This window comes from Desulfomicrobium norvegicum (assembly GCF_900114595.1).
In the GTDB taxonomy this organism is placed as follows: domain Bacteria; phylum Desulfobacterota; class Desulfovibrionia; order Desulfovibrionales; family Desulfomicrobiaceae; genus Desulfomicrobium; species Desulfomicrobium macestii.
On record NZ_FOTO01000002.1, the window covers coordinates 215,408 to 240,628 of the forward strand.

General features: G+C 59.5%; 21 protein-coding genes. 13 read left to right on the forward strand and 8 right to left on the reverse strand.

Going from position 1 to position 25,221, the window contains the following annotated elements; all coding sequences use genetic code 11:
• Window positions 1-2 precede the first annotated feature (2 nt).
• The 3 genes from rnr to BMZ24_RS05010 are packed head-to-tail and all read right to left on the reverse strand — an operon-like array spanning window position 3 to window position 3,927.
• Window positions 3-2,108, reverse strand: coding sequence for a ribonuclease R (gene rnr, locus BMZ24_RS05000; protein WP_092189918.1), 2,106 nt, complete (start codon window positions 2,106-2,108; stop codon window positions 3-5).
• Complete coding sequence (lpxK, locus tag BMZ24_RS05005) at window positions 2,086-3,174, reverse strand: tetraacyldisaccharide 4'-kinase (protein ID WP_092189920.1); 1,089 nt, start codon at window positions 3,172-3,174, stop codon at window positions 2,086-2,088. The genes rnr and lpxK overlap by 23 nt, the downstream gene beginning before the upstream one ends.
• 48 nt (window positions 3,175-3,222) lie before the next feature.
• Window positions 3,223-3,927 carry a Bax inhibitor-1/YccA family protein gene (locus tag BMZ24_RS05010; RefSeq protein ID WP_092189922.1) on the reverse strand — a complete coding sequence of 235 codons (705 nt, stop codon included), beginning with the start codon at window positions 3,925-3,927 and terminating at the stop codon, window positions 3,223-3,225.
• Window positions 3,928-4,198: 271 nt separating this feature from the next.
• Between BMZ24_RS05010 and BMZ24_RS05015 the strand changes: the two genes are divergently transcribed.
• The 4 genes from BMZ24_RS05015 (at window position 4,199) to BMZ24_RS05030 (ending at window position 8,290) form a co-directional block, all read left to right on the forward strand.
• Complete coding sequence (locus BMZ24_RS05015) at window positions 4,199-4,426, forward strand: AbrB/MazE/SpoVT family DNA-binding domain-containing protein (RefSeq protein ID WP_092189924.1); 228 nt, start codon at window positions 4,199-4,201, stop codon at window positions 4,424-4,426.
• Window positions 4,423-4,845 carry a putative toxin-antitoxin system toxin component, PIN family gene (locus BMZ24_RS05020; RefSeq protein WP_092189926.1) on the forward strand — a complete coding sequence of 141 codons (423 nt, stop codon included), beginning with the start codon at window positions 4,423-4,425 and terminating at the stop codon, window positions 4,843-4,845. Before BMZ24_RS05015 ends, BMZ24_RS05020 begins: the two co-directional genes overlap by 4 nt.
• 486 nt (window positions 4,846-5,331) lie before the next feature.
• Window positions 5,332-5,709, forward strand: a complete 378-nt coding sequence (locus tag BMZ24_RS20345; protein ID WP_279625510.1) for a prepilin-type N-terminal cleavage/methylation domain-containing protein — start codon at window positions 5,332-5,334, stop codon at window positions 5,707-5,709.
• Between the two features lie 178 nt (window positions 5,710-5,887).
• Window positions 5,888-8,290 (forward strand): acetate--CoA ligase family protein, encoded by a 2,403-nt coding sequence (locus BMZ24_RS05030; RefSeq protein ID WP_092189928.1) that lies wholly within the window; start codon window positions 5,888-5,890, stop codon window positions 8,288-8,290.
• A 5-nt stretch (window positions 8,291-8,295) separates the two neighbouring features.
• Here BMZ24_RS05030 and BMZ24_RS05035 read toward each other — a convergent pair whose 3' ends face one another.
• From BMZ24_RS05035 to BMZ24_RS05045, 3 genes are all read right to left on the reverse strand, one after another.
• A complete protein-coding gene (locus BMZ24_RS05035) occupies window positions 8,296-8,877 on the reverse strand; it encodes a four helix bundle suffix domain-containing protein (RefSeq protein WP_244150284.1) in 582 nt (193 codons plus the stop codon).
• A gap of 120 nt (window positions 8,878-8,997) precedes the next feature.
• The gene (gene acs, locus BMZ24_RS05040; RefSeq protein WP_092190228.1) at window positions 8,998-10,944 is read right to left on the reverse strand and encodes an acetate--CoA ligase; all 1,947 of its coding nucleotides are present in this window, start codon (window positions 10,942-10,944) and stop codon (window positions 8,998-9,000) included.
• A gap of 90 nt (window positions 10,945-11,034) precedes the next feature.
• Complete coding sequence (locus BMZ24_RS05045) at window positions 11,035-11,892, reverse strand: LytR/AlgR family response regulator transcription factor (protein WP_092189930.1); 858 nt, start codon at window positions 11,890-11,892, stop codon at window positions 11,035-11,037.
• Window positions 11,893-12,162: 270 nt separating this feature from the next.
• Between BMZ24_RS05045 and lepA the strand changes: the two genes are divergently transcribed.
• From lepA to BMZ24_RS05070, 5 genes are all read left to right on the forward strand, one after another.
• A complete protein-coding gene (gene lepA, locus BMZ24_RS05050) occupies window positions 12,163-13,965 on the forward strand; it encodes a translation elongation factor 4 (protein WP_092189932.1) in 1,803 nt (600 codons plus the stop codon).
• A 56-nt stretch (window positions 13,966-14,021) separates the two neighbouring features.
• Window positions 14,022-14,624 carry a signal peptidase I gene (gene lepB, locus BMZ24_RS05055; protein WP_092189934.1) on the forward strand — a complete coding sequence of 201 codons (603 nt, stop codon included), beginning with the start codon at window positions 14,022-14,024 and terminating at the stop codon, window positions 14,622-14,624.
• Between the two features lie 2 nt (window positions 14,625-14,626).
• Window positions 14,627-16,162, forward strand: coding sequence for a YifB family Mg chelatase-like AAA ATPase (locus BMZ24_RS05060; protein WP_092189936.1), 1,536 nt, complete (start codon window positions 14,627-14,629; stop codon window positions 16,160-16,162).
• A gap of 83 nt (window positions 16,163-16,245) precedes the next feature.
• Entirely contained in the window at window positions 16,246-17,583 is a 1,338-nt protein-coding gene (locus BMZ24_RS05065) for a M48 family metalloprotease (protein WP_092189938.1), read from the forward strand.
• A gap of 63 nt (window positions 17,584-17,646) precedes the next feature.
• Entirely contained in the window at window positions 17,647-20,001 is a 2,355-nt protein-coding gene (locus tag BMZ24_RS05070) for a mechanosensitive ion channel family protein (RefSeq protein ID WP_092189940.1), read from the forward strand.
• Window positions 20,002-20,600: 599 nt separating this feature from the next.
• Here BMZ24_RS05070 and BMZ24_RS05075 read toward each other — a convergent pair.
• On the reverse strand, window positions 20,601-21,059 hold the full coding sequence (locus BMZ24_RS05075; RefSeq protein ID WP_092189942.1) for an L-2-amino-thiazoline-4-carboxylic acid hydrolase: 459 nt from the start codon (window positions 21,057-21,059) through the stop codon (window positions 20,601-20,603).
• Between the two features lie 45 nt (window positions 21,060-21,104).
• Between BMZ24_RS05075 and BMZ24_RS05080 the strand changes: the two genes are divergently transcribed.
• The 4 genes from BMZ24_RS05080 to BMZ24_RS05095 all read left to right on the forward strand — a co-directional run bounded on the left by BMZ24_RS05080 (window position 21,105) and on the right by BMZ24_RS05095 (window position 24,259).
• A complete protein-coding gene (locus tag BMZ24_RS05080; RefSeq protein ID WP_143077836.1) occupies window positions 21,105-21,518 on the forward strand; it encodes a cereblon family protein in 414 nt (137 codons plus the stop codon).
• A 222-nt stretch (window positions 21,519-21,740) separates the two neighbouring features.
• Window positions 21,741-22,565: a TatD family hydrolase gene (locus BMZ24_RS05085; protein ID WP_161949040.1), complete on the forward strand. Its 825-nt coding sequence runs from the start codon at window positions 21,741-21,743 to the stop codon at window positions 22,563-22,565.
• Window positions 22,566-22,952: 387 nt separating this feature from the next.
• On the forward strand, window positions 22,953-23,726 hold the full coding sequence (locus BMZ24_RS05090; protein ID WP_092189948.1) for a tRNA threonylcarbamoyladenosine dehydratase: 774 nt from the start codon (window positions 22,953-22,955) through the stop codon (window positions 23,724-23,726).
• Window positions 23,723-24,259, forward strand: a complete 537-nt coding sequence (locus BMZ24_RS05095; protein ID WP_092189950.1) for a DUF3750 domain-containing protein — start codon at window positions 23,723-23,725, stop codon at window positions 24,257-24,259. Before BMZ24_RS05090 ends, BMZ24_RS05095 begins: the two co-directional genes overlap by 4 nt.
• A gap of 146 nt (window positions 24,260-24,405) precedes the next feature.
• Here the strand turns inward: BMZ24_RS05095 and wrbA are convergent, their stop codons facing one another.
• Window positions 24,406-25,017, reverse strand: a complete 612-nt coding sequence (wrbA, locus tag BMZ24_RS05100; protein WP_092189952.1) for an NAD(P)H:quinone oxidoreductase — start codon at window positions 25,015-25,017, stop codon at window positions 24,406-24,408.
• Window positions 25,018-25,221 lie beyond the last annotated feature (204 nt).

Sequence of the window (25,221 nt, forward strand, 5' to 3'; positions counted from 1 at the left end):
CTTCAGGGCAACGTGAAGTTGATCTCCACCCTTTCCAGACTTACGGCCTCAAGGATCACGTTCAAGGTCTGGCCCATGGCGAAGGTTTTTCCGGTGCGCTGTCCGAGCAGGTCCTGGCGTTCCGGGTCGAAGACGAAGAAGTCGTCCAGGGTGGCGAGTCGCACCAGCCCATCCACGGGCATGTCCAGAAGCTCCACCCAGAAGCCGAAATCGGCCACTCCGGAAACAACCCCGCGCATCTCCTCTCCAATCCGATCCTCAAGGGCCAGAATGGCCGATCTCTTCTGAATCTCCCGCTCCGCCTCCATGGCCTTGCGTTCAAGGGCGTTCAGTCCTTCGCAGATGCCTTGCACGTCTCCCACGCTCATTGTTTCCGCTTCGCCCGCCAACAACCTTTTGAGTGACCTGTGCACCAGAAGATCCGCGTAGCGGCGGATGGGCGAGGTGAAATGACAGTAGGCGACCGAGGCCAGTCCGTAATGGCCGTCGTTGTCCGGCGAATATTGCGCCTGCATCATGGTGCGCAGGATGAGGCGGTTGACCAGATATTCGATGTCCGTGCCCTTGGCCGCATGCGAGATCTGCTGCAGGCCCATCTGGTTCATTTCCTTGGGCAGGCGGTCCACCAGGCTGGTGTGCGAGAGCATGCGCAGCAGGGTCTCCAGCTTTTTTTCGTCGGGCTGGGGATGGATGCGGTACGGGAAGACGCGCTGGCGCGCGCCCATGTATTCGGCCACGCGTTCATTGGCCGCGATCATGAACTCCTCGATCAGGCGGTGGCTGAAGAGTCGGGTTCCGGCGTGGACGCTGATGATGTCCTCGACCACGCGGACCTGGGCCTCGGGGATGTCGAAATCCAGGCAGCCGCGATCCATGCGGCGCTTCATGAAAATTCTGGCCAGTTCCTCGGCGTCGCGTAGCATGGGCAGAAGCGGGGCCGTGTCCTGGTCCGGCGAGCCGTCCAGGGCGGCCTGCACCTGATTATAGGTCAGGCGGGCCTGACTCATGATCACGGCGTTGTAGAGGCTTGGCGCGCCGGGTTCTCCGTCAAGCGAATAGGGCGTGTCCACGACCATGGCCAGGCGCGGAACCATCGGCCGCAGGCTGCACAGTCCGTTGGACAGGGCCTCGGGGAACATGGGCTCGACGGAGAGCGGGAAATAATAGGAATTGCCCCGGGCCAGCGCCTCGACGTCCAGCGGGGAGCCTTCGGGCACGTAGTGGGCCACGTCGGCAATGGCTACGACCAAGCGGTATCCGTTCTCCTGCCGTTCGACGTAGACCGCGTCGTCGAAATCCTTGGCCGTTTCGCCGTCGATGGTCACCAGTGCGAGGCGGCGCAGGTCGTTGCGGCCCGCCCAGTCCTTGGGAGCGGGGGCGTCCGGCAGGGCTTCGGCCTGCCGCAGCGCCGGGACCGGAAAGACTTCGGGAATGGAATAGCCGGTCTTGACGAGCAGTTCCTGGGTGGCCAGATCCCGCTCTTCTCCCAGACGGCGCAGGGCCGTGCAGCGCCAAAGTCCCTTTTCCTGCTCCTCCACCGGCGCGACGCTCAGGATGTCGCCTTTTTCGGGGCTTGGAATGCCGCTGGTATCGACCACAGTGTAGAAGGGCATGCGCGAGTCCGTGGGATGGCAGAAATAGCTGTCTTGATGGATGCGTCGGCTGACCCTGACCAGAAGCTCCCGCGTGGCCCGGTCCAGAACCTCGACGACGCGTCCTTCCGGGGAGTCCTTCTTGCGCGAGCTGTCGATGACGGCGACGACCCTGTCGCCGGGCCAGGCTCCGCCGAAGTTGCTGGGGTGGATGAAGAGATCCTTCTGCTTTTTGTCTTCGGAAATGAGGTAGCCCACTCCCGAGCGGCGCACGTCGAGGGTGCCGGTCATGCGCGGCAGGTTGTCCAGGAGCCCGTAGCTCTTGCCCATCTGCACGATTTCGCCGCTCTCGACCATCTGGGCCAGCGTTGATTTGATGACCTTCTTGAGGGAGGCGTCGGCGTCGAACAGATCGTAGATGTTCTTGCTGCGCATGGGCGCACCGGCCTGGTGCAGGGCGGTAAGGAGGTTTTTCTTGGAAAATTTGGTTTGTTTAGCTTGCTTTTTCGGGGGCATGTAAAGTCCATGGTAGGTTGTGAAAACGATCGCCGAGCCAGTCGCGAAACGACAGGGGGCCGGCGGTTGAAAAGGATGTCGTCAGCTGCGGAGTCCACAGCCGTTCATCGGCAAAGGGCGCAAGTTTGACGGCGTCTTTGGGCGTGCAGACGATGTGCGCGCAGTTGTTGCGTTCGGCGGCCGCGACAATGGCCTGCCAGTCGGAGATGCCAAAGGGGTGATGATCGGGATAGATCAGGTGACGGACCGGCTTTTCTCCAAGATCAGTCTTGCAAGTCTGGCACACTTTGTCCGGATTGGCGATAGCCGTGACCAGCAGAAAGCGCTGGCCGTCCAGCGTGTCCTGTGTCTCGCCGGTCAAGGCGTTGGCCACGCCCCGGGCCGTGACACGAAAAAAGAAGATGGGCTTGCCCAGGATCGCCAGCTTGATGTGGGCGATGGTCTCAAGGCACCCGTCATCGTCGAACATGGTGTTGATCAGAAACGCATCGGCCCTGGCCAGGGCGGAGGTGTCCTCGCGCCATGATCCGGCGGGGATGACCCGGTTCCATTCCATGTCCAGATCGCGCGGGCACAGGAGGCACAGGTTCAGGTCGCGCTGGATGCGCAGGTGCTGGTACCCGTCGTCGAGGACAAAGAGATCGGCCATTTTTCTGGCCGCGATCTTGCCCGCCCGGACGCGGTTGGGATCGACCAGGATTTGGGCCTGGGGGTGCGTGCGTTTGAGCAGCAGCGGCTCGTCACCCGCCTCGTGAGGCGGACTCAAAAGTTGGACCGCATAGGGCAGGTGCGGCGGTTTGCCGCCATAGCCGCGAGTCAGCACCGTGGGGCGGAGTCCCTCGTCGCGGGCCCAGTCCAGCAGCCAGGATACGACCGGGGTCTTGCCCGTGCCGCCCCAGGAAATGTTGCCCACGCTGATGCAGGGAGCTGGGGGCCGCCAGGACACGCGCTTGCCCGAGGCGTAGAGCCTGGCGCGCAAGCGCATGAGCCGGGCGTAGGCCTTGCTTAAGGGGCCCAGTATGTGTGGGAACTGGCTTTGCAGACGAGAGATGCGGTCAGGAGTCATGGTATGGGCGCCGAAAAAGGAAAAGGGCGGCTAGCAGCCGCCCCTGGATTAGTTTCGGGAAGATCCGAAGAATCGCAGCAAAAAGAGAAACAGGTTGATAAAGTCCAGGTAAAGGGTCAGCGCTCCGAGGATGGTGCCGCGACGGACGGCCACGGTATCGTCCATGGGCGCGGACTCGCCCATGACCTTAAGCTTCTGGGTGTCGTAGGCGGTGAGACCGGTGAAGATGAGCACGCCAATGCCGCTGATGACGAAATCAAGGGCGGAGCTGGCCATGAAGATGTTCACGATGGAGGCGATGATGATGCCGATGAGCCCCATGAACAAGAAGCTGCCCCAGCCGGTCAGGTCCTTTTTGGTGGTGGCGCCGTAGACGCTCATGGCTGCGAACATGCCGGTGCAGACGATGAAGGCCTTGAAGATGGAGGCCGCCGTGTAGACCAGCAGGATGGACGACAGTGTGGCGCCGGTCAGGGCGCTGTACAGCAGGAAAAGTCCCGTTGCGGTTCCGGCGGACATGCGATGAACGCCCCCGGATATGGCCAGGACCAGGCCGAACTGGGCGATGATCAGGCCCCAGAAAATTATGGGATTGGCAAAGATGACTTGCGCGATGGCGGGCGTGGTGGCCACGACGTATGCGACCACAGCGGTCAGCCCCAGGCCCAGGCTCATCCAATTGTAGACCCCGCGCAGGAAAAGGTTCGTTGCCTGCACATCGGTGCGGGTCTGGGAAACAGTCTGGAAGTTCATTGTTCCTCCTCATTATTGTTTTTTTTGGCTTTGAGTGTGTTGGCAAGGCAGGTGATTTTGGTGCATCAATGCAAATCTGCAGCCTGTATGCCTTACGAATTTAAATAAGCCCTTCTGATTTAGGTCATCTGGGGCGCAAGTCAAGGATTGGCCTCAGGCGGGCATGCGGAATGGCCTTGCAAGGAAGTTTGTTCGTACGCTTGACCGGTTTTGCGTATGGACTTAATTACAAAGTAAGGAATCATTACTTTCGTATAAAAAGGAGGCGATCATGCTTGCTAAACTGACCAGCAAAAATCAGATCACTTTGCCCAAGGCAATTGTGCAACAGGTTGAGCCGACACAATATTTTGAAGTGCAGATTGAAAATGGGCGCATAATGCTCACGCCTATGAGGGTGCAGCCGGCGGATCTGGTGCGCAACAAGCTCGCCGCCCTGGGAATTTCCGAGACTGATGTAGAGGATGCCGTTGCTTGGGCGCGTCAGGAACGCGCATGAAGGGGCTTGGTGTCGTTTTGGACACCAATTGTCTCGTATCCGCGCTTATCTTTTCTTCCGGAAGGCTGAGCTGGTTGCGGTTGAGCTGGCAGAGGGGAGTTATTGTTCCCGTTGTGTGCGGAGAAACGATCCGGGAGTTGATGCGTGTGCTCGCCTACCCCAAGTTCCGGCTGGAGAAGAAAGAGATCGAAAGTCTGCTCGGGGAATTTCTGCCCTGGGCGAGAATGGTAAAGCTCTTCGTGCCCGTTGATGAGCTGGAATTCTTGCGTGACAGAGACGACGCTGTCTTCATTCACCTGGCCAGACAGGCGGGAGCCGAGTTTCTTGTTTCCGGGGATAGGCATCTACTGAAACTCAAGGGCCTCGTACCCGAAGTGATCATCCTTTCTCCCAGTGAGCTCCAAAACGAATTGCGATGACTGTATCGGTTTGTGGTCTGCGGTTTTTTCGGACCCGTCGCGCCGTCAAGCACGCTGCCTAGGTTATACCTCTCTGCCGATGACCCGGCCCGCAGGATGCCCCCCCCATCTTCGCGCATTGAACCGTAATTGACGAACTTGGCCCAAAAATGGGTCCGAACTGACAAATTTTGTCACCCGTGCCATGAATCAACATAATTTTTCTTGCTCCGGTCACCACGAACACAGATAATTATCCATCCGCAACAAAAAAGATCCCCCCGCCACACCCCGGTCATCCCCGCGAAGGCGGGGATCCATGCCTTTCCCAACATCATGAAAAAAAGGAGTTTCCTGCCAAAACCCAACTTGGCCCGCCCCCGCAGGGATAACTCTGCGCCAGACCGCCGCCCAACCCAAAACAAAAGAAATGACACCTTGGCACGGATAATGATAGTAGCCCACTACAAGCATGGATATCTCAACCCAACTTTATTGGAGGATTGTATGAACCGGTTCAGAAAAAATGAAAAAGGCTTCACCTTGGTCGAACTTTTGATCGTTGTGGCGATTATCGGTATCTTGGCCGCGATTGCGATTCCGCAGTTTACGAAGTATAAGAAAAATGCGGCAGAAAAGGCATGTGTTGGTTCTGTCAAGGTTTGCATGACGGAACTTGCTGCTGAATATACTGAGGATAGCGCTCAGCGTGTTGCGAACTGTACTATTGATGGTTTTAATCAGCAAAATTTAGTTACGATTGATGACGATGGCGAAATACAAGATTTTAATTTTCTTATTGTGAAAGCTAATACAGATAGTGGATACGAACTTAATGGTACTTATAAAAATGCAACGGCCACGATTGAGTGTGAAGCCAAGTAGTTTTTTTGATTTTTATTGTAGATTGATGTTTGTTTCGGGCTAAGAGTGGTTTGATAACCCTCTCCTATCTGCAGGAGGGGGTTATTTTTTTAAAAATGCAATAATCTTTGTGTTTACATGATACCTTGTAGTAGCTCTGTAAGTGTTTTCATGACACTGTTTGAGATAGAGATTGTCAATGCAAACTTATGCTTTTATTGACTTTGAAGCCATCACCACCCTCCTCCAACAAGCCCACGCCGAATTCCGAAACTTTCTCTACGAATACGAAGTCTACACACTTCTCTCCAAATCCGGCGCCGAGACTCCTCCTCGGGCCCATTTGCTTGTTCGCGGGGCGCGGGTTTCGGATGAGGAGTTGATAGCCATTCCCGGGGACAAGGCGGTGCTCAAGATCGTTTCCCCGACCATCGTGCACAAGACCGAGGTCGGCGGGGTGCGGATTGTGGGTAAGACGGCGCAGGGGGTTCGGTCGGCTCAGCGGCGCATGCTCTATGAGGTGCCCGAGAACTATGCAGCCTGGATCGGGCGCAATCCTGACGCCGCGCCGCCCTCCTACCGGGGACTTGGCGGGCAGGCTCTGGTCGCCGCCATCAGCCGGGATTTGAAGGGTGTGTTGCAGGTGCAGTTCATGCCTCCGGACTCCGACACCTTTGGCCATGAGCTCATCGTGGGCCTGCGGCGGACGCGTGAGTTCGGCATGGTTTTAAGCGCCGGGCTCGGCGGGACCGACACCGAGCTTTACGCCCAGCGCTTTCGCAAGGGGCAGGCCATTGTGGCGGCGTCCACGGCCATGATCGATGGACAGACATTTTTCGAACTTTTCCGCCAGACCATCTCCTACAAGAAATTGGCCGGCCTGACCCGGGGGCAGCGCCGCATCGTCACTGACGAGCAGCTCATCGAGTGCTTTGAAAGTTTCGTGGGCATGGCCAATTTTTATTCGCCGGACAATCCGGATGCGCCCTTCATCATCGAGGAACTGGAGGTCAATCCCTTCGCCTTCACCGATTATCTGATGGTACCTCTGGACGGCATGTGCCGTTTTTCCCTGCCCGAGCCGCAACCCGCATGTCGGCCGGTGGGCAAGATCCACAAGCTGCTGCACCCGGAGCGCATCGGCATTGTCGGGGTTTCGGCTTCGCGGAGAAATTTCGGGCGCATCATTGTGGAAAACATCCTGGCCCAGGGCTTTGCCCCGGAAAACGTGACCATCCTGCGCGAAGGTGCCCCGGATCAGAGCGGGGTGCGGTGCGTGCCTGATCTGGCCGCGCTGCCGCACAAGCTCGATCTTTTGGTCGTGGCCGTCGGCGCGGCTCAGGTGCCTGATCTGGTGGAGGAAATCATCAGCAGGGACGTGGCCCACGCGGTCATGCTCATTCCCGGCGGCATGGGCGAGACCGAGGACAGTCGTGAGCGGGCCGCGCAGGTGGTGGCGCGGATCAATCAGGCCCACGGGGAAGGCGACGGCGGGCCGATTTTCCTCGGAGCCAACTGCATGGGCGTGGTCTCCCGCCCCGGGCGCTACGACACCTGGTTCATCCCCGAGGAGAAATTGCCCCGCGACCGGGGCAAGCCTTATCGCCGCGCGGCCCTGGTCAGTCAGAGCGGAGCTTTCATGCTGCATCGCAGCAGTCAGTGCCCGGAACTGGTGCCAGCCTACATGATTTCCATGGGGAACCAGACCGATCTGACCCTTGGCGACATGGTCAGCTATTTCAAGGATTCGGATCAGGTGGATGTCATCGCGGTCTATGCCGAAGGCTTCAGCGATCTTGACGGGCTGGCTTTTTGCCGGGCCGTGCGTGAGGCGGTCATGGCAGGCAAGGAGGTGGTCTTCTACAAGGCGGGCCGTACACCCGAAGGCAAGTCCGCCACCAGCGGGCACACCGCTTCACTGGCCGGGGACTTCATGGTCTGCGAGAGCTGCGTGCGCCAGGCCGGAGCCATCGTGGCCCAGAATTTCAACCAGTTTCAGGATCTTTTTCTGCTGGCTGAAACCCTGAACGGCAAGAAGATCCGGGGCAATCGGCTGGCGGCCGTGAGCGGCGCGGGATTCGAGGCGGTGGGCATGGCAGATTCCATCCAGAGCGACGATTATTCCATGCAGCTTGCGCCATTCGCCCCGGAAAGCGTGGAGGAGATCGCCGGGGTGTTGCGGGAGAAGCGGCTGGACGCACTGGTCAGCATCGTCAACCCGCTGGACATCAACCCCGCCGCCGACGATGACGCCCACGCCCGCATTGCCGCCATCCTGGCCGCCGATACTGGTGTGGACGCCGTGGTTCTGGGTCTGGACCCGCTTTCCCCGGCCATGCACACGCTGGCCGATACCGATGTCGCGGTTTTTGACCTGCACGCCGAAGGCAGCATTGCACGCTTGCTGCCGGAAGTGGTCCGGCAGAGCGACAAGCCCATCATCGGCGTCATCGACGGCGGTCGCCTCTATGACGCATTGCGCGACGTGCTCATGGCCGAGGGCGTGCCTGTTTTCCCGGTCTGCGACCGCGCGGTGTCCGCCCTGGCCCAATATATTCAGGCTCGGCTTTATGCCGATCTGCTAAGGGGCGGGTTGGGGTAGGTTTGTTATTTGGAACTGCGCTGCCGTGATCGGACGCGGTGCAACCGCTCGGTGAAGCCGCCCTCTTGAATAAAGGCCTTAGCCTGGGCAGCAAGCTGTCGATCCAGGAGATGGCAGGCCAGGTTCAGGAGGGAAAGGGCGGCGTTGGCGGCCAGGGTTTCGGGGGAAAGAGGGCTGAAGGGTGTGGTGGACTGGCACTGACTGACACGGACGGGCACGGACCCCGGACCTGACTGGATGTTTTGTGCTTTGTCCGTGGCGGTCCTTGAAAGTCCGTGTTCGCCCACCGCTTTCTGCCTTTCTGTTTCTTCTTTCACCCACCGCCGAACATCATCCAGCTTCGCGCAGCGCTTCTCTTTGAATCGCTTCAGCGACGGATGCTCAGGTTCCAGCAGTGGCAAACCGCGCTGGCGCAGGAAATCTTCATAGTCCAGGCGCAACTCTTCCAGGCTGGCACGGGCCACGTTGGTGAGCTTGAGCTCCATCTTTTTCGACGTGCCCGATGCCTGGCTGCCTTCGGCGATGTTCTGGACGCCGGAGCGTGCGGCCTGGACCATCTGGTCGTGGGTGCGGCTGCGTTTGGCCACGAATTTTTCACAGAATAGCACTGTCACGTCGTAGGCCAGTAGCGCTACCTGAAAATTTTTGAGGCTTCGCTACCCGCCGTGCTTTGGAATGAGCGCTTCGACCATGACCTTCTGTGCGGCCTAGTCTTCCACGACTGCCGTCAGATCTACCTGAACCCCGGCCTCCCTGGCCTTCAAGACCCGGCGCACGATCTTGCCGCTGCTGGTCCGGGGCAGGGTCTCCACGAATTCCATGGACCGGATCACGGCCACGGGACCCACTTCCTTGCGGATATGGGTCTTGAGCATGCGGATGATCTCGTTGCGGTCGTCCAGGGCCGCGAATTCCGCCTGCAGCACGATGTAGGCCTTGGCCACCTCCCCCTTTATCTTGTCCGGGATGCCGATCACGGCCGCATCGGCTACGGCCTTGTGGGTCAGGAAGGCGTTTTCGAGTTCGACGTTGCCGATGCGGTGCCCGGCTATGTTCATGACGTCGTCGGAGCGGCCGTGGATCCAGATCAGGCCGTCTTCGTCGCGGGTGGCGATATCGCCCGCCCAGTATTTGCCGGGACCCAGGGGCCAGTAGGTCGCGTCGCGGAGTTCGGGCTTGCCGAAAATATCAAGCAGCATGGACGGCCAGGGTTTGGTCACGATGAGATTGCCCGCGACTCCGGCTTCCACGGGATTGCCGTCCTCATCGACGATGTCCACCTCTATGCCGGGCATGGGGCGGTGCACGGAGCCCGGTTTCAGGACCGAGACCGGAAAGGGGCTGATCATGCATCCGCCGGTTTCGGTCTGCCACCAGGTGTCGAGGATGGGGCATTGGGAGTGGCCGATGAATTTGTAGAACCAGAGCCACGTGTCGGGTGAAATGGGTTCGCCCACGCTGGCCAGGAGGCGCAGGGTCGAGAGGTCGTGCATGCGCGGATACTGGTTGCCGTAGCGCATGAGCATGCGGATGACCGTGGGCGCGGTGTACAGGATGGTCACGCCGTAACGGGCCACGATGTCCCACATGCGGTCGGCCTGGGGATAGAGGGGATGCCCTTCGTACATGACCGTGGTCGTCCCGGCGATGAGCGGGCCATAGACCACGTAGCTGTGGCCGGTGATCCAGCCCATGTCGCCGGTGCACCAGAAGATGTCCGTGGGCTTGATGTCGAAGACCCAGTCCAGCGAGCGGTGCAGTCCGACCATGTATCCGGCGTGGCCGTGCACGATGCCCTTGGGCTCACCCGTGGTCCCGGAGGTGTGCAGGATGAAGAGCGGATCATCGGAGTTCATGATCTCCGTGGCCGCGTCGGAGCGCTCCTGGCGGACCAGGGCGTCGTACCAGATGTCGCGGGCCTCGCCCATGTCCACGTCCAGCTTGGCGCGGTTGACCACGACCACGGTCTCCACGCAGTCGCACCCGCCCACCAGCGCCTCGTCCACGGTGGCTTTGAGGTTGACGATGCGCCCGTTGCGGTAGAACCCGTCGGCCGTGACGACCAGCTTGGCCTCGACCTCGGTGATGCGCTGGCGCAGGGCCTTGGCCGAAAAGCCGGCGAAGACCGCGCAATGCACGGCCCCGATCTTGGCGCAGGCGAGCATGGCCATCATGGTCTGGGGGATGAGCGGCATGTAGAGCACCACCCGATCGCCCTTGCCAAGGCCCAGTGAACGCATGGCGTTGGCCAGCTTGTTCACCTCGCGGTAGAGTTCATAATAGGTGTATTTTTTGGTGTCTCCGGCCTCGCCTTCCCAGATCAAGGCCAGCTTGTTCTTGTTGGCCGTGGCGATGTGCCGGTCGAGGGCGTTGTACACGATGTTGCACTGGGCGCCCTTGAACCACTGGTAGCGAGGGGCCTCGGAGTCATCCAGAACCACATCCCACTTGTTGAACCAGTCCAGCTCCTGGGCCGCGTCTTCCCAATACCCCAGGTTGTCGGCCTTGGCCGATGCCTGGGCCGTGGCAAATTCCTGCGGATTGACATTGGCCTCGATGACCAGTTGGGGCAGGGGGCGGAAGACGAGTTCTTCGCCATAGGCCATGTCGGTTTCTTTCATGGCGTTCTCCTTGCGCGGCAGGCCGCGTTTCATGCCGGTGCGTCGTTCCATATTGTGTACTCGTTTTAGTATTCGGGGAAAGCCCATTCTCGGCTAGTGGCCTTTTGGGGCAGGTAAGCGCCGCTAGAGCTGCAAAATTTTCTTCAGTTCACCGATGCGCCGCCTGCTGACCGGAAGCTCGATCTTCTTGCGCCCGGCCGTGCGCAGCATGAAATTGCCGCCGGGCATGGATGCGATCTCCGTGACCATGTCCAGGTTGACCAGATACTTGCGGTGTACCCGGCAGAATCGATGTGGCCGCAGGCGCGCTTCCAGGTTCTTGAGACGGTAGGATGTCAGGAAGCGGTCCTGGGCCGTGTGCACGAAGCTGTAGTCCTCGTAGGCTTCCACATACACGATCTGCGTGTAGGGAATGAGGATGTGGCGACCCTCCTGATTGACCGGCAGCTTCTCGATCTCCGGAGAGCGCTCCCGGCTCATGTCCCACGCCTGGCGCAGGGCGTTGACGAAGACCTCTTCCTCGTCGTCGCCCATGGACAATTGCACGGTCTCTTCACTTATGTGCTGACGGGCCTGCAGGGGCTGGGTCGGCGGCGATGCCTTCTTGCGCGGAAGCAGCGGGCGCAGGCGCTCGATGGAGCGCGCGAAGCGGTTCGCGTTGGCGGGCCAGAGCAGGTAGTCGGCGGCGCCGAGTTCGAAGGCGGTGAAGGCCTGATCCTCTTCCGTGGCCAGAAAAATGAGCGCGGGCGGGTCGTCGCCCTGGGCCAGATGCGCGGCCAGTTCCATGCCGCTGACTCCATGCGGGAGATCGGTGCCCATGAAAAAGACATCGTAGGGAATGAAAGCCAGCATCTCCAGGGCCTCGAACGAGGACACGGCCTCCCCGAGCACGGCAATCTCCTTGACAGGAGAGAGCATGTCTCGCAATTGAGACCTGACTTCGGGATCCGGGTGAAGAAGCAACGCTTTGAGTTTGGACATGGCGCCAGCCTGGTCGCAGGTAGTGGGAAAACGATCATATATCCTTGATTTCAAAAGTTCTCAAGCGCTGTCCCCGCTTTCGATGCCGGCCTTGGAGCGGGCTTGTTTTTGCTTGTGCCTCCATATTTCAAGCGACTGAATCTATTGCCTTTTGTTGCTTCTCTCCGAATTTTTCCCCACCTTGCGTTCAATGGACATCCCAAAGAAAATCAAATATCAATAAACGTTTTACCCGTAACGAACGCAAGTCTCTCTCCCAACACAGGACATATGGCTACACAAGAAAATATCAGAAATTTCAGTATTATAGCCCACATAGATCACGGAAAGTCCACCCTGGCCGACCGGATCATGGAAAAGACGGGGCTTATCTCCGATCGCCAGAAAAAGGATCAGTATCTGGATCGCATGGAGCTGGAACAGGAGCGCGGCATCACCATCAAGGCCCAGAGCGTACGCATTCCGTACAAGGCGAAAGATGGCCGCAACTATATCCTCAATCTCATCGACACGCCCGGTCATGTCGACTTTTCCTATGAGGTTTCGCGCAGTCTGGCCGCGTGCGACGGGGCGCTGCTGGTTGTCGACGCCACCCAGGGCGTGGAAGCCCAGACCCTGGCCAACGTCTACATGGCCCTGGACAATGACCTCGAAGTGCTGCCGGTCCTGAACAAGATCGATCTGCCCAGCGCCGAACCCGAACGGGTGGCTGAGGAGATCGAGGAAGTCATCGGCATCGATTGCACCGACATCATCAAGGTTTCGGCCAAGTCCGGGCTTGGCGTGGAAGACCTGCTCGAACGTCTTGTCGAACGGGTACCACCGCCGAAAGGCGACACTGACGCGCCGCTCAAGGCCCTGATCTTCGACTCCTGGTACGATTCGTATCAGGGCGTGGTCGTGCTTTTCAGGATTCTGGAAGGGCGGATCAAGACCGGGCAGCGCGTGCAGATGTGCGCCACGGGCAAGAAGTTCGAGGTCACCAAGCTCGGCGTTTTTTCGCCGGAGCCCACGGACATAAAACAGCTCGCGGCGGGCGAGGTCGGCTTCATGTGCGGAGCCATCAAGGAGCTTAAAGATGCCCAGGTCGGCGATACCATCACCGACCCCGACAATCCCACGGCCTCCCCTTTCCCCGGATTCAAGACCATCAAGCCCATGGTTTTCTGTGGTCTCTATCCTGTGGAGCCGGCGGAATACGACACCCTGAAGTCCGCGCTGGAGAAGCTGCAACTCAACGACGCCGCCCTGTACTACGAGCCCGAGACCTCGCAGGCGCTCGGATTCGGGTTCCGTTGCGGGTTTCTGGGGCTCCTGCACATGGAGGTCATCCAGGAACGGCTTGAGCGCGAGTTTCAGGCCAAGCTCATCGCCACGGCTCCTTCGGTCATCTACCGAGTGACCCGTATTGACGGCGTGACCTTTGACATCGACAATCCGAGCAACCTGCCGCCGCAGGAGAAGATCCAGTCCATTGCCGAACCCTTTGTCCGCATGGAGATTCACGTCCCGAACGATTATGTCGGCAACGTGCTGGGCCTTTGCGAGGAGAAGCGCGGCATCCAGAAGGACATGCGCTACATGACGTCCACCCGCGTGGTCATCAGCTACGAGCTGCCCTTCTCGGAGATCGTCTATGACTTCTTCGACCGCCTCAAGTCGGTGACCAAGGGCTTCGCCTCCCTGGACTACGAGGTCATTGACTACCGGGTGGCCGATCTGGTCAAGCTGGATGTGCTCATCAACAGCGAACCCGTGGACGCCATGGCCGTCATCGTGCACCGCTCCAACGCGGCGTACCGGGGCCGCGCCCTGGCGCTGAAGCTCAAGCGGGTCATCCACCGCCAGCTATTCGAGATCATCATCCAGGCGGCCGTGGGCAGCAAGATCATCGCGCGTGAGCGAGTTTCGCCCATGCGCAAGAACGTCACGGCCAAATGTTACGGCGGTGACATTACCAGAAAGCGCAAGCTCCTGGAAAAACAGAAAGAAGGCAAAAAGCGCATGAAGCGCATGGGCAGCGTGGAGATTCCGCAGGAAGCATTCCTGGCTGCCCTCCAGTCGGACGAATAGATTCTTACTTTCGATAACAACTGCATTGGCAGATTACGTATCAGGCAGGTAAACACATGAACCCTCGTTGGCAGACAATGCTCAAGGAATACGCCGAAGCCCTCATCGTGGCGCTCATCCTGGCGTTCTTCATTCGTTCTTTCGTAGTCCAGGCGTTCAAGATTCCGTCCGGATCCATGCTCCAGACCTTGCAGATCGGCGACCATCTGCTGGTCACCAAGTTCGCATACGGCGTGAAAATTCCCTTCACCAACACCATGATCATCGAGCGCGAAGGCCCCGAGCACGGGGACATCATCGTGTTTGAGTTTCCCGAGGATCCTTCCAAGGACTTCATCAAGCGGGTCATAGGCCTGCCGGGCGACGTCATCGAGGTCCGGGAAAAGAAGGTCTTTCGCAACGGCGTGGAACTTCAGGAGCCCTACATCCAGCATGTCGACACCTCGACGTCCGTGCCCCGGCGGGACAATTTCGGACCGGTCATGGTGCCCGAGAACAAATACTTCGTCATGGGCGACAACCGCGACGAATCCTACGATTCGCGTTTCTGGGGTTTTGTCGAGCGCAACACCATCGAAGGCAAGGCGCTCATCCTTTACTGGTCCTGGGCCAGCCTGACCGACATCCGCTGGGAACGCATCGGGCAGCTGGTGGAATAGGCATGATCGCCAAGGTCTCTACCGCCGCCTTGCTGGGAATCGACGGATTCTCCATCGAGCTAGAGGTGGACCTGGCGCGTTCGGGCATGCCTGCCTTCATCATGGTCGGGCTGGCCGAAGGCGCGGTGCGCGAGGCCAAGGAGCGCGTTTTTTCGGCGCTCAAGAATTCGGGCTTCAAGCTGCCGCCCAGCCGCATCACGGTGAACATCGCCCCTGCCGACATCCGCAAGGAGGGCTCGGGCTACGACCTCCCCCTGGCCCTTGGCCTTTTGGCCGGGGCCGAAGTCATCCCCGGGGAAAAGCTCTCCGGCCTCTATCTGGCCGGGGAGCTTTCACTTTCCGGGGAACTCAAACCCGTGCCGGGCGCCTTGCCCCTGGCACTCCGGGCCCGCGAAGCCGGCGCCCGGGGCATGATCGTGCCCGAGGCCAACGGCAGGGAGGCCGCCGTGGTGCAGGGTTTGCCGGTGTACGGGTGCAGAAGTCTGGCCCAGGTTGTGCGTTTCGTGCTCGGCGAAGAGGATATCGATCCTTTGGTCTGCGACGTTGCGGGGCTGTGGGGCGAGCAGGAACAGTTCCGGCGGGACTTCTCGGAGGTCAAGGGCCAGGAGCGGGCCAAGCGGGCCATAGAGATCGCCTGTGCAGGCTCGCACAACATGCTTTTCATAGGCCCTCCTGGCAGCGGCAAGACCATGCTCTCAAGCCGCATCCCGACCGTCCTGCCGCCGCTCGGTTTCGACGAGGCCCTGGAAGTCACCAAGGTCTATTCCGTGGCCGGGAAGCTGCCTCCGGATCAGCCGTTGGTGGTGACCCGCCCTTTCAGGTCGCCGCATCACACCATTTCCGACGCGGGGCTTATCGGCGGCGGACAATATCCTCGTCCCGGAGAGCTGTCCCTGGCCCATCGGGGCGTGCTGTTTCTGGACGAACTCCCGGAGTTCAAGAAGCACGTCCTCGAAGTGCTGCGCCAGCCCCTGGAAGAGGGCCGCGTGACCATCTCACGCGCCGCCGTGTCGCTTGAATACCCCGGCGACGTCATGCTCGTGGCGGCCATGAACCCTTGCCCGTGCGGCTATCTGGGCGATGAGAAGCACCACTGTTCCTGCACGCCCATGCAGATCCAGCGCTACCGTTCCCGCCTCTCTGGTCCGCTTTTGGATCGCATCGATCTGCACGTCGAGGTCCCGGCCGTTCCATACCGTGACCTGAAGCAGGAACAGGGCAGCATCAGCTCCGCCGTCATGCAGGAGCGCATCAACGCCGCCCGGCAGGTGCAGCAGGAGCGCTACGCGGGTCTGCATTTCTCCTCGAATTCGGAACTCACGGGCAAATGGCTGGAGCGGTTTTGCCCTCTGACCGAAAACGAACATGACTTTCTGGAAGGCGCGGTGCAGCGTCTTGGCATGTCGGCGCGGGCCTTTGTGCGCGTGCTGCGCATCTCCCGCACCATTGCCGATCTGGCCGGAGACCGGGATCTTTCGACCATACATCTGGCCGAAGCCATCAATTACAGGGGCCTTGATCGTCAGAGCCGGGAATGAGGCGTTGTCCTGGCCGGGCGGGTTGTCAGCGTGCGGGCCATTGGTGTAGGCTTTGCGCATGAATTTTATTGAAGGAGTCGAACATGAGCTCTGTATTTGACGATCGTGCCTACCGCGGCACCCTGACCCGCCGGGATTTCATCAAACTTGCCGCCCTGGCCACCATGTCCACGGCCGTGGCGGGCTGCGCGGCCAATCCCGTGACCGGCCAAAGCCAGCTCATGCTCATGGGGGAAGGCGAGGAAGTCCAGATCGACAGGGTCAACGCGCCTCATCAGTTTTCAGCCGATTACGGCATAAGTCAGGACGCGGCCTTGGTCGGCTACGTCAGCGGCGTGGGCGCCCGTCTGGCCAGGGTCACGCATCGCGCGCACATGCCTTACAAGTTCAATGTAGTGAACGCGACCTATGTCAACGCCTACGCCTTTCCCGGAGGGAGCATCGCCATTACGCGCGGCATCCTGGCCGAGCTGGACAGCGAGGCGGAGCTGGCCGGCCTGATCGGCCATGAGCTCGGGCACGTCAACGCCAGACACACGGCGGCGCGCATGTCCAAGAGCAAGATTCTTGGCGCGCTGGTCGGCGGCGCTTCGCTCATCGCGGGTTCGGCCAGCCAGAGTCTTGGCAACCTGGCCGGGACCGTGGGCGGGCTCGGCGCAAGTCTTTTCCTGGCCAAGTACAGCCGCGAGGATGAGCGTCAGGCCGATGATCTGGGCATGGAGTACATGGTCGGGGCCGGATATTCCCCCCAAGGCATGGTCGGGCTTATGGATGTGCTGCGTTCCATGGGCAGGAGCCAGCCCAGTGCCATCGAAGCCATGTTCTCCTCTCATCCCATGAGCACCGAGCGCTACGACACCGCCGTGGCCCGTTCGCACACCCGTTTCGGGGGCAGCCAGAATCTTCCGGTTTACAGGGAACGCTACATGGATTCCACGGCCCGGTTGCGCAAGCTCGCGCCCATGTTCAAGCGTTTTCAGGAAGGGGACAAGGCCATGGGCGCCAGGGAATACGCGGTCGCCCAAGGGCTGTACGCCGAAGGTCTCAAGTTTTCTCCAGATGACTATGCAGGGCTGGTCATGATGTCCAAGTGCCTGATTGCCCAGAAAAAGGCAAAAGCGGCGGCGGATTACGCTGCCAGGGCGAGACGGGTCTATCCCACGGAAGCCCAGGCCCATCACATGCACGGCGTGGCCTCCATCCTGAACAAGGATTACGCAAGCGCCCTGGCGGATTTTTCATCCTATGAGCGGGTTTTGCCCGGCAATCCGACGACGGTCTTCATGAAGGGTTTTTCCTATGAGGGCATGAAGAACAAACAAGATGCGGCCCGGGAATACCACCGCTACCTCAAGGTCGTGACCCAGGGCGAAATGGCCCAGCATGCCTATTCCAGGCTCAAGACCTGGGGATACCTGTAAACCTGACGGCAGACTGCACAGGAGGCCACTTGGGAACGGGTGGCCTCTTTGTTTGAGGAATCTATGAGATTGAAGATATTGGTTTTGACGCTTCTGCTTGCGAGCCTTTTATGTTCTGGCACCTCCGGCCGGGCCGAAGAGGAGCCGCCGGTTTCCGAAAGCGTAACGGTGCTCTCTTCCTTTTTTCAAACCAAGGCCAAGGAAATAGATGGCCTGCAACGGGAAGTGGACCTGTTGCAGCAGGAGCTGGACAGGCAGGAGGCAGGATTCAAGACCGCCCTCGAAACAGCCCGGACGCGTTTGCAGACCATTGAAGTCATGGCGCGCATGGTCAAGACGAATCCTTACGACATGCGCGTGGCCCTGGCCGAGGCCACGTATCTGCAATTGACCCTGGCCAAGGAATCGCAGCCGCTTGAGGCTTTGGTCAGGGAGGTTCGGACCAAGGCGATCACTGTCGACACCCTGCAGGAGGATCTGGATCGCAAATGGGCGACCGGCCTCGACAAGGCCGTGCGCGATGATGTGCAGGCCATGCGCCGGAATGTCACTGCCGTGGATCGAAAGGTGACGGACTTGCAGGACCGGGTGGAGAAATTGCAGACCCAGATGGCTGAAATTCAGACCCGAGCCGCTGAATGGGTAAGCAACTTTCAGACCCAGCTTCCTCTCATCTGGCGGGCTGAATTTCTGGATGCCAAGGAATTTCGTCTGTTGCCGGCAACAGGAGTGGACGTCCGCAAGGATCTCGTGGACTGGTTTTCGAACCTCAAGATCTTGTTCATCAGCCAATATTCCACCGTGGCGCAGGAGCGTGGGGATTGGATCGGAATGCTTGTGCTGTTCTGGCTGCCCTTCGTCTTTGTCGGTTTTGCCGCCTACAGATTTCTGGAACGGGTGTTTCAGAATGCCTACGCCGGCGGACGTTTGACTTCGGCTTTCGGCATTCTCTGCCTGTCTCTGGCGCTTTCGCTGCTTGCAGCGTTCCTGGCCGGGCAGGTCAAGCAGACATCCCTGCTTCTGGCCGCCACGCATGTGCTCATGCTGATGGGTGTGCAGGCCCTGGCCTGGGTTTTTCGCAACGTGCGCGGAAGGTTGGAAAAGAAGAGCTTGCAGCCGTTGCTGCCGCTGGTCTTTCTGTCCATCAGCGTGGCGGTGCTGGATCTGTTGCGCCTGCCGCAATGGATGGAGCACCTCGCCTGGGTCGGTCTTGTGGTTTTGAGCAGTCTTTTCTTTGGCATGATTCAGCCCTCGCTACGCTACGAGCGTCTCATCCGCAGGGTGCATCCCTACGCAATGGCGATTCTGGTGGCCATGGCCGTGCTCGGTTGGGGCAATCTGGCCGTGTTGGCCAGCACGTTGTGGGGCGTTCTGGCCTTGGCCGTGCAACTGGGGATCGGAGCGTCGAGCGTGGTGCGGGTGGTGTTCGAAAAACTCGACAAGGGCGGCTTCAGGGCCCTGGTGGCGGATTTGGCCGTGACCTTCCTGACGTTGCTGGTCTGGCTGGTCGTGGTGCTCGGTATCATGGCCTGGGTCTCGATCAATCTTGGCACCAACGTTGTTTATGAAAAACTGTCGACACTGGAATTGAACTGGGGGGATTTCTCCTTCAATTTCCTGCGCCTTGGGGTTGTCCTGCTGCTCTTCCAGGTTGTCCGCTCGCTGGCTCTGGCTTGGAAAACGGTCCTGGACAGCGAGAATCTGCGCTGGAAAAACATCGATCACGGCGCGGCGGCGTCGCTCCAGCGTATCGGCATCTATTGTCTGTGGTTGCTCTTCGGCCTGGTCAGCGTGAACCTGCTCGGCATCAGCCTGACCAACTTCGCGGTCATCGCCGGTGGTCTTTCGGTGGGTATCGGTTTCGGCATGCAGACCATCATCAGCAACTTCATAAGCGGTCTCATTCTCCTCTTTGACCGCGCCATTCAGCCCGGCGACATCATCGAGGTCAACGGGATCTGGGCCAAGGTCATGAGCGTCAACATCCGCAACACCGAGGTCCAGACCTTCGACAATGCCAAGATCTTTCTGCCCAATTCCACCCTCATCGCCAACCAGGTCACAAACTGGACGCATCGCAACGACGTGAGCATCAGGCGGGACGTGCTTGTGGGCGTGGCCTACGGATCCGATGTGCAGCAGGTCAAGAAGATCCTGCTGGAGATTGCCCGAGAACACCCGGCTGTCCTTTCAAGCCCCGAGCCGTGGGTCATTTTCAACGACTTCGGAGCCAGTTCCCTGGATTTCATCCTGCGCTTCTGGGTGCGGCACGTTGATTTTGCTCTTTCCTCGTGCTCGGAGATTCGCGAAGCCATCGAAGCCAAGTTTCGTGAACACGGAGTGGAGATTCCCTTCCCGCAGATGGATGTGCACATGCGTCCCGGTGACGGGACCATCGAGGTCAAATCCAAGGCTTGAGTTCCAGACAATCCAAAATCAAGGGCCGTTCTTCCTGCGAAGAGCGGCCCTTTTTTACGTTTTTATTCCAGCGTGTTACGTTTGCTGTTCATAATCAAGCCTGAGCGTAAAAGAACATGTTCAGAACATGCCCGTGCAATCAGGGACAATTTTTGAACACGATACGAACAGGCTTGGTGACAGGAAAAAGGCTGGCCGAAAGTAGCTTGTAGGTTTGTTTGTAATTGAGTTAACATTATGAAATTAAACAGAAAGTTAAGGTAAGGGCGCGGTTTTTCCGTCCGTCGGATCTGCGCAGGTGTTCATAAAAGAAGCCCACTACCGGTGTCACTAGAAGTTTCAAAGTTACGAACAGCAAGGGAACAGCTTGCAGCACAATGAGAGTCCGGGTGAGGATTCGCGTTGGGGTTGTTGTTTGCAATGTTTGTAATATATCTAATATCCTGAAATAATGATATTAAATATATACAATCCAGAAAAGGTGGCAGTTGGATGGCAACGGTCTGCTTTGAGGGGGGTGATGAGCGGGACGGGTTGTCAGTTTGTTCGTATTATAGGTAACAATCTAAAATGATGAGAATATTTTACGAACATTCACGTCATTTCCGCCACGTGAAGGTGAATCTGCAGCAGGGTCGGCCTTGCATTATGGTTTCGGAGCGCTGCATGCTCAGGCAGGGGCTATAGCCCTGGGCGAAAGGCTCGTCCCGGGCGCAGGACAGCATGAAACCCAGTTCAGGCTCAAGGCGCATTTGCTCATAGACGCGGGCGTAGGCGCAGCCCGTGACGACAAAAGCGAGAGTGTCGTCGCTGAGTTTCACATCTTCAATGACAAGAGCGTTGTCCTCCTGCCATCGTTCGAGAACGGTTGCGAAGTGTTCAAGGTTTGGCCCTTCGGGAGCCTGACGGGCAAATGCCTGTCCTGCGGCCATGGCGTCGGTCTGGATGGCTTCGGCCAGAATTTTTACGGCCAGCGAGGGGTCGAGATGCGCTTTCAGGGACGTGAAGATTCGGGCGGCAAGCCCGGCCTGGGCCGTGCGGGTGGCGATCATGCTCATGGGGCCTCTTTGCTTTCAGTAGAGTCTTGAGGTACTGGGCGGGGCATGCCTGCAATGGATGTTCCCGCGTATTTTCGGGAAAGCGATTTCCCCGCCCAATCCCCGGTTTTGGCGGACTTGGATAGCCCCGAGCTGGACGAGTCCGGTCGCGGGGCCCTGCTTTGCCGCACCTGCGGCCAGCCCGTGACCCGGATTCGGGACCGGATTTCAGTGGGCGGCAAGCATGTGCATGCCTTGTTCAATCCTGCCGGCATCCTCTTCGAAGTCGGCTGCTTCGCCGTTGCGCCGGGATGCCGCTTTGAAGGTGAGTTCACGCATGATTTCAGCTGGTTCGCGGGTTATGCGTGGCGTTATGCCATGTGCCGTCGGTGCGCCGTCCATCTCGGCTGGGAATATCGCGGCGCGGGGGACGGGTTTACGGGCCTGATCATGGCCTTCTTGCGCGAGTCCGGTTCATGACTTGTCTTTGTCCTTGGGCTGCCAACTGCAGCTCTTTGATGCCGGTCCTCAGCCGTGAATGCCGATTTTGGGGAATACGACCTTGATCAAGACCACCCATATGCCCACCAAGAGCAGCAGGTACAATATGCTTTCCATGTCATCCTCCTTGAGGTTGCACTTCGAACCTCTTTCATGCGCACGCCTGGGGGCGGCGTCAACTCATGTGACACAATTCTCGGCATGAGCAAGGCAAATTCATTTCATGTTTCGGATGCGCCCGGGCTGGTCGATGCCCACTGCCACCTGCAGGACGGCTTTTTGCGTCACGCCCTGGAACCGGCCCTGATCCGGGCCCGAGCAGCCGGGGTGCGCATGATGTGCTGCAACGGCACCCACGAGGGGGATTGGGATTATGTGCTGGGGCTTGGCCGCAGCCATGCGGATATCTGCGTATCTTTGGGCCTTCACCCCTGGTACGTGGCCAAGCGCGGATCGGGCTGGCTTGCGCGGCTTGAAGGTCTGGTAGCGGACAACCCTGTCGGCGTCGGCGAAATCGGGCTGGACAACGCCCTGGAGGAACGCAATGACGCCGAACAGGAAGAAGTGTTTCTGGCCCAGATGGAACTGGCGGCGCGGTACGGAAGGCCCGTGACGGTGCATTGCCGCAAGGCTTTTGGCCGGTTGGCGGATCTGGTCGGAGAGATGCAAAGACGGCCGCCATTCATGATGCTGCACGCCTATGCCGGGTCGCATGAGATGGTTCCGGTTTTTGAGAAACTGGGTTTTCACATCTCCATTTGCGCTTCCATAACGAGGACGGCCAATCGCAAGGCGCGTACCGCCTGTGTAAGGATTTCACCAGAGCGCTTACTGGTGGAGTCCGACAGTCCGGCCATCGCTCCGGTCGGAGTGGATTTTGAGCGCAACGAACCGGCTTACCTGCCCATGGTGATTGAGGTTCTGGCGGAGTTACGGGGGGAGAGACCGGAGGAGGTGGCGGCACGGACGGCTGCCAATGCGCGGGAGTTTTTTTGGTGCTGCGAGAGTGGCGGAAAGGGAGATTGAGAGCGGAGTTGTGGTGGCGCGTCAGGTTGAAGAGGCTGGGTGCGGGGCATGAAGAGGATCGATGTGGCGCGTCGGTCTGCCGCTTTACGGCGCCCGCGCCGGACCGAAACTCCTTCGCGGGCCTCGTAGAGACGGATCATCGCTTCTTCGAACAGACGCCTGCGCTCCGTCCGGGAGGCGATGATCCGTCAAACGATGCCTGGCTCAGTCAGACAGTCGATCCGACGCGGACGCCGCAAACCGACAGACCTTGAGCGGAGAATCGGATTTCAGGGAAAATGGCAAGGCAGACCGTCAGGCCGTGGACCGGGATTCGAAGTTCGGGAGAGGGGGCGTGGATTACAATGAATTTATCGATATTATTGGGAAATAGAAGGTGAAGTAAATATGATGCGATTCGCCCGGACCATGCAGCTCATTGGCGAGGATGGCCTGGCCCGCCTGCAGGGGGGGACGGTGGCCGTGTTCGGGCTGGGGGCCGTGGGGTCCTATGTGGTGGAGGCTCTGGCTCGGGCCGGGGTGGGGAGCCTCGTTCTCTTTGACCACGATACCGTAGGGCTCTCCAACATCAATCGGCAACTCTTCGCCCTGCACTCGACCGTGGGCAGACACAAGGCGGATGTGGCTCGGGAGCGGGTGCTGGACATCAACCCGGACTGTCGTGTCGAGGCTAGGGTCCAGTTCGTGGACGGCGACAACGTGGCCGGGCTCATGGAGCCGCGCTTCGACGTGGTGGTGGACGCCATCGACGGCGTCAACTCCAAGGTCAACCTCATCGTGGCGGCGCGCGAGGCGGGCCTGCCCGTTGTGGTCAGCATGGGCGCGGCGGCCAAGCTGGATCCCTCCAAGATCCTGGCTGCGGATATTTCAAAGTCCTTCATGTGCCCCCTGGCCCAGATCATCCGCAAGCGCCTGCGTCGCCGGGGTGTGACCACGGGTGTGCGCTGCGTCTTCTCCACCGAGGCTGCGCTGAACAAGAACGCTCCGGTTATCGACGAGGGGCTTGAACAGGGCGTCAGCGGCCGTCCGCGTGCGCCCATCGGGTCCATTTCGTACCTGACGGGCATGTTCGGGCTCTACGTGGCCAGCGAGGTCGTGCGCGTCCTCACTGGCGGATTCGAACCCGGCAAGGACGCTGAAAACACGAAGGGGGAAGAATGAGGATTCGTCTGGCTCTGCTGTGCATGATGGTGTTGCTCTTTTCCTGTTCCTCCAACCAGGATTGGCGCACGGCCAGCCGCGAACCTGCCGGGATCGCCCCCGACCCGGCCCAAACCCCCGAGGCCGTGCTGCATGTCTACGGAGCCGACGCCTGGGGCTGGCGGGGCTGGTTCGCTATCCATACCTGGGTCGCGGCCAAACGCACCGGGGAAGATTCCTACACGGTCTACGACGTGGTCGGCTGGAGGGCGCACAGGGGTAACCCAGTCGTGGGCATTGCCAAGGACGCTCCCGACCGCCACTGGTACGGAGCCCCGCCCCGTCTGCTCGTGGAACACAGGGGGCCAGGTGTGGACGAGATGATTGACGCCGTGGACCGCGCCGCCAGAAATTATCCGTGGCCTACGGAATACAAGGCCTTCCCCGGCCCCAACAGCAACACCTTCGTGGCCTGGATCGGCAGACAAGTCCCGGAACTGGGCCTGGACCTGCCTTTTTCCGCCATAGGCAGTGGGTACGCTGCTTCCAGGTGATCATTGGCTGGCGGGTGGCCGTATCAAGGATAGTTCTTCAAGCTGCTCTTCTTTGCACCGAAACAGCTTCAACTCGGCAGGCTCAGGGGAAAAAAAGACCCCGCGATCAAAAGATGCGCGGGGTCGGTTCATGCCTGCAGCGGTTTTCAGCCCTTGAGCTTCAAGCCGATTTCGGCCAGGTGCCTGGCCTGGAAGCGTACTCCCTCAAGCTCGTTCTCCGAGGGCTGACGGGAGCCGTCGCCACCGGCGATGGTGCTGGCTCCGTAGGGTGAGCCGCCGGTGATCTCGTCAATGCGCATCTGACCCTGGAATGCATAGGGCAGACCGACCACCACCATGCCCTGATGCAGCAGATAGGTGTGAAAGGACAGGATCGTCGATTCCTGCCCGCCGTGCTGGGTCGCGCTGGACGCGAACACTCCGCCGGGTTTGCCGACCAGGGCACCCTTCATCCACAGCCCACCGGTCGAGTCCAAAAATTGCCTCATCTGGGCGGTCATGTTGCCAAAGCGTGTCGGGGTGCCGAACAGCACGGCATCGGCTTCCGCCAATTCCTCGACCGTGACCACCGGTACATCGGCCTGTGCCTTGGCCGCTTCCAGCGCCCCCATTTTGGCCAGGATGTCATCGCTCAACGTTTCGCTCACGCGGCGCAGGGTCACCTCTACTCCCGGAATTTCAAGGGCCGCAGCAGCGGCTGCTTCTGCCATGGTGCAGATATGACCGTAGGCCGAATAATAAATTATCAGCATTTTCATGATTACTCTCCATATGTTGTGACTAGGACTCAGTCACAATGTTGATGGTTTTGATAGGCATTACTATTGGCGAATTTATTGATACGAGTCAAGGGTACCGGCCGAAATGATACGAAAAGCCCTGCGCTTTTCGAGCCTTGATACGGGATTTTATGGCGCAAGGATACGAAAAATGAGGGCTGGAGGCAAAGAATGGGAGATTCG